Origin of the sequence: Staphylococcus sp. TE8 (assembly GCF_000692055.1) — a bacterium.
Classification (GTDB): Bacteria; Bacillota; Bacilli; order Staphylococcales; family Staphylococcaceae; genus Staphylococcus; species Staphylococcus capitis.
Map to the genome: position 1 here is coordinate 621,797 of NZ_JMGB01000001.1, position 12,148 is coordinate 633,944.

Consider the following 12,148-nt stretch of genomic DNA (forward strand, 5'->3'; position numbering starts at 1 on the left):
GAAAGAAGTATTAAGGCAATTACTTTTTAATGATCACAATGGACAAGCCATTGTGTAAGTATCACTAATCATTAAAATGAAAGTGATACTATATTAGCACTAAAGTGCATCTTAAGGATTACAGTTACTAGCGTAACTGCATAAGAAACACTAAGCACTAAAGTGCTAAGTGTTTCTAAAAATTCTACTTGTATTTTAGAAAGTAAAATGGGAAAATATAGTAGTCTATGGATAGACACTTTTAAAGGAGGTGAATCGACGTGGAAAACTTCGATAAAGTAAAAGATATCATCGTTGACCGTTTAGGTGTTGATGCTGACAAAGTAACTGAAGATGCATCATTTAAAGATGATTTAGGCGCTGACTCACTTGATATCGCTGAATTAGTAATGGAATTAGAAGACGAATTTGGTACTGAAATTCCTGATGAAGAAGCTGAAAAAATCAACACTGTTGGTGATGCTGTTAAGTACATCAATAGCTTAGAAAAATAATAAACTTACATCTGAGTCGTCACTCACGTCGGCTCAGATTTTTTCTTTAGTTTTACTTTATTTTCACGTAAAATTAAGATGTATAATTATTTATTTTAGAGTTAGGAGGTTAGGCAGTGGCTAACCATAAAAAGAGAGAGATGGTCAAAGAATTTCAACAAAAATTTACCAAAAAAATGAATGAGTGGGGTTTTAATTTTAATAATATCGATTTGTATCAACAAGCGTTCTCACATTCGAGTTTTATCAATGATTTTAATATGAATCGACTTGATCATAATGAACGTTTAGAATTTTTAGGTGATGCGGTATTAGAATTGACGGTTTCACGCTATTTGTTTGATAAGCATCCTCATTTGCCAGAAGGTAATCTGACAAAGATGCGTGCAACAATTGTTTGTGAGCCCTCACTTGTAATATTTGCAAATAAAATTGATTTAAATGAACTTATTTTATTGGGTAAAGGTGAAGAAAAAACAGGCGGTAGAACTAGACCATCATTAATATCTGATGCTTTTGAAGCATTTGTAGGTGCTTTATATTTAGACCAAGGTCTAGATACTGTATGGAAATTTGCTGAGAAAGTCATTTTCCCATATGTAGAAGATGATGAATTAGTTGGTGTGGTCGACTTTAAAACACAGTTTCAAGAATACGTACATCGACAAAATAAAGGTGATGTGACCTATCGCCTTATTAAAGAAGAGGGTCCTGCCCACCATAGGTTATTTACTTCTGAAGTTATTTTAGAAAATAATGCAGTTGCAGAGGGTAAAGGAAAGACGAAGAAAGAATCCGAACAAAAGGCAGCCGAGCAAGCTTATAAGTCAATGAAGAAAAATGAGTCATTTTAATGTAGATGAGTGACATCTATAGAGAAGCATACGCATACATAATTATTAATTAATTAGAAATAGTAATAATGAGATTGTATTGTGACATGCTGATAAACTCAACATGAATGTGATAAGGAGAATAAGATGGTTTATTTAAAATCAATAGATGCCATAGGATTTAAGTCTTTTGCCGACCATACCAATGTCCAATTTGATAAAGGTGTGACAGCTATTGTTGGTCCTAATGGTAGTGGTAAAAGTAATATTACTGATGCAATTAAATGGGTATTGGGTGAACAATCAGCTAAATCGTTACGTGGTTCTAAAATGGAAGATATTATCTTTTCAGGAGCAGAACATAGAAAGGCTCAAAACTATGCTGAAGTAAAACTCAAATTAGATAATCATTCTAAAAAATTGCAGATTGATTCAGATGAATTAGTAGTCACTCGGCGTCTATACCGTAGTGGAGAAAGTGAATACTACTTAAATAACGATCGTGCTCGTTTAAAAGATATTATTGAAATCTTTTTAGATTCAGGTTTAGGAAAAGAAGCATTCAGCATCATCTCACAAGGTAGAGTTGACGAAATTTTAAACGCTAAACCTATCGACCGACGACAAATTATTGAAGAATCAGCTGGCGTATTAAAATATAAAAAGCGGAAAGCTGAATCTATTAACAAGTTAGATCATACTGAAGATAATCTAACTCGTGTTGAAGATATCTTATATGATTTAGAAGGTCGAGTTGAACCACTTAAAGAAGAAGCAGCAATTGCTAAAGAATATCAACAGTTATCCAAACAAATGGAACAAAGTGATGTTATCGTTACGGTACATGACATCGATCAATATACGGAAGATAACACTAAATTAGACCAACGTTTAAATGAGTTGAAAAGTCAGCAAGCAGATAAAGAAGCACAACAAGCTCAGGTAAATCAATTGTTGCAAAAGTTCAAGGGCGAACGTCAGCAAGTTGATTATGATATTGAAAAATTAAACTATGAATTAGTTAAAACAACAGAAACATATGAACAACTCACTGGGAAATTAAATGTATTAGAAGAACGTAAAAAGAATCAATCAGAAACAAATGCTAGATATGAAGAAGAACTTGAGAACTTGAATGCTCAGATTGAATCGATTAATCATGAAAAGCAACAAACAAAAGAAACGTTAAATGAACTTAAAGATAAACAGAAACATTTAAATAAAGAAATACAAAATCTAGAGTCAATTCTGTACGTATCTGATGAACAACACGATGAAAAGCTTGAAGAAATTAAGAATAATTATTATACGCTAATGTCTGAACAATCGGACGTTAATAATGATATACGTTTCCTTGAACATACGATTAATGAAAACGAGGCAAAAAAATCTAGATTAGATTCGAGACTTGTTGAAGCATTTAATCAGTTAAAAGAGATACAAAATAATATTAATGAAACTGAAAAAAGTTATAAAATTTCCAAAAAGGCTTTAACAGAAGCGGAACAACACATTCACCGTATTGAAAAAGATTTAACCAAATCTAAAAAACAGCAATCTGAATATGAAGATAAGCTGTATCAAGCCTACAGATATAATGAAAAATTAAAATCTAGAATTGATAGTTTAGCTACTCAAGAGGAGGATTATACGTATTTCTTCAATGGGGTTAAACATATTCTCAAAGCTAAAGATAACGAATTGAGAGGAATTCATGGCGCAGTAGCTGAAGTGATTGATGTTCCATCTCAAATGACTCAAGCAATAGAAACAGCTTTAGGTGCATCACTTCAACATGTCATCGTTGATAATGAGAAAGATGGGAGACAGGCGATTCAATTTTTAAAGCAACGCAATTTAGGGCGTGCGACATTTTTACCTTTAAATGTTATTAAGCCACGACATATTGCGTCAGATATTAAAGAGATAGCTCGTCAAACTGAAGGGTTTATTAATATTGCGTCAGATGCTGTAAATGTTTCTTCCAAGTACCAAAGTGTCATTGAAAATTTATTAGGAAATACAATCATCGTTAATGATTTAAAACATGCTAATGAATTAGCTAGAGCTATACGTTATCGTACTCGAATTGTAACTTTAGAAGGAGATGTAGTTAATCCTGGTGGTTCAATGACTGGCGGTGGTGCACGAAAATCGAAAAGTATTCTTTCTCAAAAGGATGAACTATCAAAAATGCGTCATCAACTTGAGGATTATCAACGCCAAACTGCTGATTTTGAACGTCATTTTAAAGAATTAAAAGACAAGTCCGAACAATTAAGTGAGCAGTATTTCGATGCGAGCCAACAATATAATACGTTAAAAGAAAAAGTGCATCATCATGAATTAGAGTTAGATCGTTTAAAAACACAAGAGACGCATCTTAAGAACGAACATGAAGAATTTGAATTTGAGAAAAATGATGGTTATCAAAGTGATAAAAGTAAAGAAACTTTAACGCAAAAACAGGCGCGTTTATCTGAAATCCAACAACAATTGACTGAATTAGAGAGTGAAATTGAACGTTATACTCAATTGTCTAAAGAAGGAAAAGAATCAACAACTAAAACCCAACAACAACTTCATCAAAAACAATCCGATTTAGCAGTGGTGAAAGAGCGAATAAAATCTCAAAAAGTCGAGATTGAACGTTTAGTTAAACAACAAGAATCAACGCAGCAACAAATTAAGACTGTTGAAGAGAAAATAAGGCTGTTTAATTCTGACGAAATGATGGGTGAACAAGCATTTGAGGATTTGAAATCTCAAATTCAAGAACAAGAAGAGGCACGTGATCAGCTTAATCAACAACATGAAGAACTTAAACAACAACGTATCAATCTAAATGAAACGATTGAGAATAATGAAAGTCAGCTTCAAGTTTGTCATCAAGATATTTTAGCTATCGAAAATCATTATCAAGATATTAAAGCAAAACAATCAAAATTAGATGTGTTGATTAATCACGCAATAGACCATCTGAATGATGTATATCAGTTAACTGTAGAGAGAGCACGCGCTTTATATGAATCTAATGAACCTATTGAAAGTCTACGTAAGAAAGTCAAACTTACGAAGATGTCTATAGATGAGTTGGGTCCAGTAAACTTAAATGCTATTGAACAGTTCGAGGAATTAAATGAACGTTATACCTTCCTCAATGAGCAACGCACAGATTTAAGAGAAGCTAAAGAGACACTTGAACAAATCATTAATGAAATGGATCGTGAAGTAGAAGGACGTTTTAAAGAAACATTCCATGCGGTACAAGACCACTTTACAACTGTCTTCAAACAATTATTCGGTGGCGGACAAGCTGAACTACGTTTAACAGAGGATGATTACTTATCAGCAGGTGTTGATATTATTGTTCAACCTCCTGGTAAAAAGCTTCAACATCTTTCTTTATTAAGCGGTGGTGAACGTGCATTAAGTGCTATAGCATTATTATTTGCAATTCTTAAGGTACGTTCTGCTCCATTTGTTATACTAGATGAGGTAGAGGCAGCGTTAGATGAAGCGAATGTGATTCGCTACGCTCAATACTTAAATGAACTATCAGAACAAACACAATTTATAGTTATTACTCATCGTAAAGGAACGATGGAGTTCTCTGACCGTTTATATGGAGTCACAATGCAAGAGTCAGGTGTTTCTAAGTTAGTTAGCGTTAACCTAAACACTATAGATGAGGTTATGAAGGAGGAACAAGCATGAGTTTTTTTAAACGCTTAAAAGATAAATTTTCAGGTAAAAGTGAAGATGAGATTCAAAAAGAATTAACTGAAGATGTGGAATCAGACGTAACAAGTGATTCGGATGCATCAAGTGAATCAGGTGAACCCAATGTCACTGATACAATCGAAGAGCCTAAACCTAAGAAAAAACCAAAAAAATTAAGTGAAGCTGATTTCGACGAAGATGGTTTAATCTCAATTGAGGACTTTGAAGAAATTGAAGCCCAAAAAATTGGTGCGAAATTTAAAGCTGGTTTAGAAAAATCACGTCAAAATTTCCAAGAACAGTTAAATAATTTAATTGCACGCTATAGAAAAGTAGACGAAGATTTCTTTGAAGCACTTGAAGAAATGCTTATAACGGCTGACGTTGGTTTCAATACAGTAATGAAATTGACAGATGAATTACGTACGGAAGCGCAAAGACGCAATATTCAGGAAACTGAAGATTTACGTGAAGTTATTGTTGAAAAAATTGTCGAGATTTATCACCAAGAAGACGATCATTCAGAAGCAATGAATCTTGAAGATGGTAGATTGAACGTTATCTTAATGGTTGGTGTCAATGGTGTTGGTAAGACCACTACAATTGGTAAGTTAGCATATCGATATCAACAAGAAGGTAAAAAAGTGATGCTTGCAGCTGGAGATACATTCAGAGCTGGCGCAATCCAACAATTAAAAGTTTGGGGAGACCGTGTAGGCGTGGAAGTTGTAAGTCAGAGTGAAGGCTCTGATCCAGCAGCAGTAATATACGATGCAATTAACGCCGCAAAAAATAAAGGTGTAGATATTTTAATTTGTGATACTGCAGGTCGTCTACAAAATAAATCTAACTTAATGCAAGAACTTGATAAAATGAAACGTGTAATTAGTCGAGCAATCCCTGATGCACCTCATGAAGCATTACTATGTTTAGATGCTACAACAGGTCAAAATGCGTTGTCACAAGCGCGTTCATTTAAAGACGTGACAAATGTTTCAGGTATTGTATTAACCAAATTAGATGGTACTGCTAAAGGTGGTATCGTTCTTGCCATACGTAATGAATTGCATATCCCTGTTAAATATGTAGGCTTAGGTGAAAAACTTGATGACTTACAACCATTTAACCCTGAAAGTTACGTATACGGTTTATTTGCTGATATGATCGAACAAAATGAAGACATTCCTGATGAATTAATTGATGAATCATCGAATGAAACTGAAGAAGGTACTCAAGATGGGCCAAGATGATTTAGTTAAAACAATTAGAATGAATTATTTGTTTGATTTTTATCAATCATTATTAACTCAAAAGCAAAAAAGCTATTTGGAATTATTTTATTTACGAGATTATTCATTAAGTGAAATCGCCGATACATTTGAAGTGAGTAGACAGGCAGTTTATGATAATATAAGAAGAACTGGCGATTTAGTAGAAGATTATGAAACTAAACTAGGTTTATATAGAAGATTTGAGAAACGCCAAGAAATTTATGATTTAATGAAACAATCTCTTAATAATCCAAAGTTACTTAAAGAATATATCGCTCAATTAGAAGAGTTAGAGTAGTAATAATTAAAAAAAGGAGGGCACTATTAATGGCATTTGAAGGATTATCCGATCGATTGCAAGCCACGATGCAAAAAATGCGTGGTAAGGGTAAAGTTACTGAAGCGGATATCAAAACAATGATGCGAGAAGTACGATTAGCATTATTAGAAGCCGATGTTAACTTTAAAGTTGTTAAAGAGTTCGTTAAAACTGTTTCTGACCGTGCTTTAGGTTCAGATGTTATGCAATCTTTAACACCCGGCCAACAAGTGATTAAAATTGTTCAAGAAGAACTTACAAGCTTGATGGGTGGAGAAAACACATCTATTAAAATGGCAAATAAACCACCTACTGTTGTCATGATGGTCGGTTTACAAGGTGCCGGTAAAACTACAACTGCTGGTAAATTAGCATTATTAATGCGTAAAAAATATAATAAAAAGCCGATGTTAGTTGCAGGAGATATTTATCGTCCAGCTGCGATTGACCAATTACAAACTGTTGGTAAACAAATTGACATACCTGTATATAGTGAAGGTGACCAAGTTCAGCCTCAACAAATTGTTGAAAATGCATTGAAACATGCTAAAGAAGAACATTTAGATTTTGTCATCATCGATACAGCGGGACGTTTACACATTGATGAAGCGTTAATGAATGAGTTACAAGAAGTTAAAGAAATTTCTAAACCAGATGAAATTATGCTAGTTGTTGACGCAATGACAGGTCAAGATGCTGTCAATGTTGCGCAATCATTTGACGATCAACTAGATGTATCAGGTGTAACTTTAACGAAACTTGATGGTGATACACGTGGTGGTGCTGCACTATCTATACGTTCGGTGACTCAGAAACCTATTAAATTTGTAGGTATGAGTGAGAAATTAGATGGTTTAGAACTATTCCATCCTGAACGTATGGCTTCTCGTATCCTAGGTATGGGTGACGTTTTAAGCTTAATTGAAAAAGCACAACAAGATGTTGACCAAGAAAAAGCTAAAGATTTAGAGAAGAAAATGCGTGACTCTTCATTTACATTGGATGATTTCTTAGAACAATTAGATCAAGTTAAAAACTTAGGTCCTTTAGATGATATTATGAAAATGATTCCTGGAATGAACAAAATGAAAGGATTGGATAAGCTTAATATGAGCGACAAACAAATTGACCATATTAAAGCGATTATTCAGTCTATGACTCCTAAAGAACGTTCAAACCCAGAAACACTAAATGTTTCTCGTAAGAAACGTATAGCTAAAGGTTCTGGACGTTCATTACAAGAAGTCAATCGTCTTATGAAACAGTTCAATGATATGAAGAAAATGATGAAACAATTTACTGGTGGCGGCAAAGGTAAAAAAGGTAAGCGAAGCCAAATGGAGAATATGTTAAAAGGTATGAATTTACCATTTTAATAAACATTTTTAAAACATCGGACAATTTTGTTGATTGTTCGATGTTTATTAATTGTGGAAACCCTAGCTAAAAGCTAGTGTGTAAGTCCCACTAACTAAATAAATATAAAGGTTCGCCTGAGCTAAAGCTCATATACGCCGTGATTGATTGGGAATTATGCTTATAATACCCTAATCAATTGTGCGGGGGCGAGAAGACGAATTCATGATGAATTCTGTCTCGCTCCCATAACCAAATCTACGATTTATTTCATAAATTCAGTAAAGGAACGCCTGAGCTAAAGCTCATGCATAACCAAAACTACGATTTATTTCATAAATTCAGTAAAGGAACGCCTGAGCTAAAGCTCATGCATAACCAAAACTACGATTTATTTCATAAATCTAGATTTGGTAAAGAAAAAAGTCTTTACAAACTTTTGTGTAACTGTTAATATTTATTCTTGTAGAAAATAAAATGAAAACACATAAAGGAGAGTAATTTAAATGGCAGTTAAAATTCGTTTAACACGTTTAGGTTCTAAAAGAAACCCATTCTATCGTATCGTAGTTGCTGATGCACGTTCACCACGTGATGGTCGTATCATCGAGCAAGTAGGTACTTACAATCCAGCAAATGTTAATGCACCAGAAGTTAAAATTGATGAAGAGTTAGCTTTAAAATGGTTACACGATGGTGCTAAACCAACAGATACAGTTCACAACATTTTATCAAGAGAAGGTATCTTGAAAAAATTTGATGAACAAAAAAATGCTAAATAATTAGCTTAAATTGTTGTAAGTCTGAGACATTATTAATGTCTCAGACTTTTTTAACTTTTGGATAGAATTAAACACATTTAAAAGAGGCATGACTTATTCTCTTTTTTCTAAAGTTTCTCTTATATATCATGCTTACATCGTAATTTCCAAACAATTTGAAATGATTGTTATATCACTTTTTATATAACCACGCATACGTGATAAAATATACATAATTCATTTTCAAAAAAGTTAAAAATAGATAGACTAGGAGGGGCGTTGAATGGAAGTAGAAGTAGGACAAATTGTAAATACACATGGAATTAAAGGCGAAATTAAAGTTAAGTCGAATTCAGATTTTACAGAAACACGATTTCAACCAGGTGAAAATTTAATTGTTAAACACAATAATGAAGATATCGAATATACTGTTTCATCTTATCGCATACATAAAGGGTTTCACATGTTAAAATTTGAAGGAATCAACAATATTAATGATATTGAACATCTCAAAGGTGATTATCTATATCAAGAACGTGATCATGAAGATATCGAGTTGGATGAACATGAGTTTTATTATTCGGATATCATAGGATGTACAGTTTTTGATGATACAGATACTCCTATCGGTCGCGTAATTAATATCTTTGAGACTGGCGCCAATGATGTGTGGGTTGTTAAAGGAGATAAAGAGTATCTTATTCCATACATTGAAGATGTGGTTAAAGATATAGATGTGGAAGGTAGATCAATTAAAATTACACCTATGGAAGGATTGTTAGATTAATGAAAATTGATTATTTAACGTTATTTCCAGAAATGTTTGAAGGTGTGCTGAATCATTCGATTTTGAAACGCGCTCAAGATAAAGAAATTATTGATGTAAATACAATAAATTTTCGAGATTATTCAATCAACAAACATAATCAAGTAGATGATTACCCATTTGGCGGTGGGCAAGGCATGGTGTTAAAACCTGAGCCTGTTTTTAATGCTATGGAAGATTTAAAAAGAGATGACGATACGCGTGTGATATTAATGTGTCCTCAAGGTAAACCTTTTACTCAAGAGATAGCTCAAGAGTTAAGTAAATCGCAACATATTGTATTTATTTGTGGTCATTATGAGGGCTATGATGAACGAATCAGAGAGCATCTTGTTACTGATGAAATTTCTATGGGAGATTATGTGCTTACAGGTGGAGAGTTACCTGCAATGACTATGACTGATGCAATTGTGCGCTTGATTCCTGGAGTGTTAGGCAATGAAGCTTCCCATCAAGATGATTCATTTTCAGATGGATTATTAGAATTTCCTCAATATACAAGACCAAGAGAATATAAAGAAATGAAGGTGCCGGATGTCTTATTATCCGGAAATCACGCTCACATTGAACAATGGAGACATGAACAAAAATTGATTCGCACTTACGAAAAACGACCGGATCTTTTAGAAAATTATGAGCTCAGTCAAAAAGATAAAGAAATTTTAGAAACGTACAAAAAGCAATTGAAAAACAAGTAGCGTTATGCTAACATAATTTAAGTGTGAAAAAACACTAAAAATCACTATGATCCGCTGCTATACTTTTGTCTAGGCAAGAACATAGGTTGAAGGAGAGAATTTATAATGAGTAATCATAAGTTAATCGAAGCAGTAACTAAATCACAATTACGTACTGACTTACCTACTTTCCGTTCTGGTGACACTTTACGTGTACACGTTCGTATCGTAGAGGGTTCACGTGAACGTATCCAAGTCTTCGAAGGTGTTGTAATTAAACGCCGTGGTGGAGGAATTTCTGAAACTTTCACAGTTCGTAAAATTTCTTCAGGTGTAGGTGTGGAAAGAACATTCCCATTACACACTCCAAAAATTGAAAAAATCGAAGTTAAACGTCGCGGTAAAGTACGTCGTGCTAAATTATACTACTTACGTAGTTTACGTGGTAAAGCTGCTAGAATCCAAGAAATTCGTTAATCAGCAAACTCGACATTTTCAACACAAGTTATTTGTAACTTGTAATAAAGATAAAGCTTTCAAACATCTTAATCAAAGGTGTTTGAAAGCTTTTTTGTTTCATTTGAATGTTAAGTACTTACAAAATCGTATAAATAAAACACACCATTGTCTTTAAGAATGATATGCCTCCTAAAAGTTGGACTGAAAATCTAAAATTAGGGGCGGACATTTTATAAGTAAATATTACAAATTTTAAATCAAGTTAAAAATAGTTCAAGACTATTTAAATGAATGTCTAAGAATGTCATATTTATACAAAATAACCCATCAACAACTCTGTTGATGGGCAATATTCTAACTTATATTTAATTATTACAATTTAACATTCACTAAAAGGAAATCATTTTCCTCTTAAAAACAGAATTAATATAATAAATCCTGCAACAATATAGTAAAATAATAAAAAATATATCGCATGTATTGGATTGTTGTCTACAATAATTCCTTTATTCCAAATTACTTTAGATATTGTGTACAGACATACAAAAGCCAATGGAAATGCTAATAATATGTATTTTTTCAAAGAACCACATCCTATTTCACTTTACTATTTGCATATCTACTACATTCACCATAAGTCCATGTCAAACTAGCTGCTAATCCAACTACAGTACCTTTACCGCCTAATTTCAATATTATTTTAGCTGCTTTTTGCCAACTTCCTGTAGTCATTGCGTCAATTAAAGTACCCGTAGCAGACACACCTAATATTTCAGGAATTTTATTGTAAAGGCAACCATTACGTACTTTCAGCCATTTCTTCGCATGTTTTTGTTCTGCTGGACTTGCATTTGGCGCATCATCTCCATAATTACCGGCGGCTCTTGATGCTGTTCCGCTATGTTTATATTGATTTGCATCTTGATCTGACAAAAGTAGTCCTTTTTTACTTAACCCATTTATTATTTCTGATTAATATTTGTTATTTTGCAAATTATTCACAATGGTAGATTTTTGATATTCTATAATTTTACCTTCTGACTTTATTGAAGACTGTTCAAACGTAACCTGTAATGCTTGTGCTAATTCATCGACTTCTTTTTGATTAAATTTATGCTCTTCCTCAGCTTTAGAAGAAAATGGAGAAACTACAGTTAATGCTAATACAAACGACAGCAAAGAGATTACAAATCTTGACAATAGTTTATTCATTTTTACAAACAAAACCAAAACTCCAATCTTGATATTTTGTGATACATTTTACTTTTATCATATTGTATAGTTAGGTTTTGTATTATTGCCTATATGTCTGAGTTAATTTCTTAAAGGTCCTATATTAGTTTTTGACTATTGTTTTAAATAATATTATAAATTAATGTCCAAGCGTTATTTATCGCCTGAGAGTTCGCTTTGACTATGTGTAGCATGA

At 33.1% G+C, this 12,148-nt stretch carries 12 protein-coding genes; 10 read left to right on the plus strand and 2 right to left on the minus strand.

All coding sequences use genetic code 11. The annotated features are described in order from the left end of the window. Positions 1-260: 260 nt before the first annotated feature. From CM54_RS03045 to rplS, 10 genes are all read left to right on the plus strand, one after another. On the plus strand, positions 261-494 hold the full coding sequence (locus CM54_RS03045) for an acyl carrier protein (protein WP_001830184.1): 234 nt from the start codon (positions 261-263) through the stop codon (positions 492-494). 140 nt (positions 495-634) lie between these two features. Continuing rightward, on the plus strand, positions 635-1,348 hold the full coding sequence (gene rnc / locus CM54_RS03050) for a ribonuclease III (RefSeq protein ID WP_211181602.1): 714 nt from the start codon (positions 635-637) through the stop codon (positions 1,346-1,348). 126 nt (positions 1,349-1,474) lie between these two features. Beyond that, the gene (smc, locus tag CM54_RS03055) at positions 1,475-5,044 is read left to right on the plus strand and encodes a chromosome segregation protein SMC (protein WP_037548814.1); all 3,570 of its coding nucleotides are present in this window, start codon (positions 1,475-1,477) and stop codon (positions 5,042-5,044) included. Further along, positions 5,041-6,300, plus strand: coding sequence for a signal recognition particle-docking protein FtsY (gene ftsY / locus CM54_RS03060; RefSeq protein WP_037548822.1), 1,260 nt, complete (start codon positions 5,041-5,043; stop codon positions 6,298-6,300). The genes smc and ftsY overlap by 4 nt, the downstream gene beginning before the upstream one ends. Beyond that, positions 6,287-6,619 (plus strand): putative DNA-binding protein, encoded by a 333-nt coding sequence (locus CM54_RS03065; protein WP_037548824.1) that lies wholly within the window; start codon positions 6,287-6,289, stop codon positions 6,617-6,619. The genes ftsY and CM54_RS03065 overlap by 14 nt, the downstream gene beginning before the upstream one ends. 29 nt (positions 6,620-6,648) lie before the next feature. After that, positions 6,649-8,016 carry a signal recognition particle protein gene (gene ffh / locus CM54_RS03070; protein WP_002435148.1) on the plus strand — a complete coding sequence of 456 codons (1,368 nt, stop codon included), beginning with the start codon at positions 6,649-6,651 and terminating at the stop codon, positions 8,014-8,016. Between the two features lie 486 nt (positions 8,017-8,502). Continuing rightward, a complete protein-coding gene (gene rpsP, locus CM54_RS03075; protein ID WP_002453071.1) occupies positions 8,503-8,778 on the plus strand; it encodes a 30S ribosomal protein S16 in 276 nt (91 codons plus the stop codon). A gap of 262 nt (positions 8,779-9,040) precedes the next feature. Next, positions 9,041-9,544 (plus strand): ribosome maturation factor RimM, encoded by a 504-nt coding sequence (gene rimM, locus CM54_RS03080; protein WP_030064768.1) that lies wholly within the window; start codon positions 9,041-9,043, stop codon positions 9,542-9,544. Next, on the plus strand, positions 9,544-10,281 hold the full coding sequence (gene trmD / locus CM54_RS03085; protein ID WP_002436296.1) for a tRNA (guanosine(37)-N1)-methyltransferase TrmD: 738 nt from the start codon (positions 9,544-9,546) through the stop codon (positions 10,279-10,281). The genes rimM and trmD overlap by 1 nt, the downstream gene beginning before the upstream one ends. Before the next feature lie 105 nt (positions 10,282-10,386). Next, positions 10,387-10,737: a 50S ribosomal protein L19 gene (rplS, locus tag CM54_RS03090; protein ID WP_002436293.1), complete on the plus strand. Its 351-nt coding sequence runs from the start codon at positions 10,387-10,389 to the stop codon at positions 10,735-10,737. Between the two features lie 576 nt (positions 10,738-11,313). On the opposite strand, the gene CM54_RS03095 is transcribed toward rplS, so the two are convergent. Together CM54_RS03095 and CM54_RS03100 are read right to left on the minus strand one after the other, a co-directional pair. Then, positions 11,314-11,652, minus strand: coding sequence for a hypothetical protein (locus CM54_RS03095; protein ID WP_037548826.1), 339 nt, complete (start codon positions 11,650-11,652; stop codon positions 11,314-11,316). A 39-nt stretch (positions 11,653-11,691) separates the two neighbouring features. After that, positions 11,692-11,919 carry a hypothetical protein gene (locus tag CM54_RS03100; protein ID WP_231469361.1) on the minus strand — a complete coding sequence of 76 codons (228 nt, stop codon included), beginning with the start codon at positions 11,917-11,919 and terminating at the stop codon, positions 11,692-11,694. Positions 11,920-12,148 lie beyond the last annotated feature (229 nt).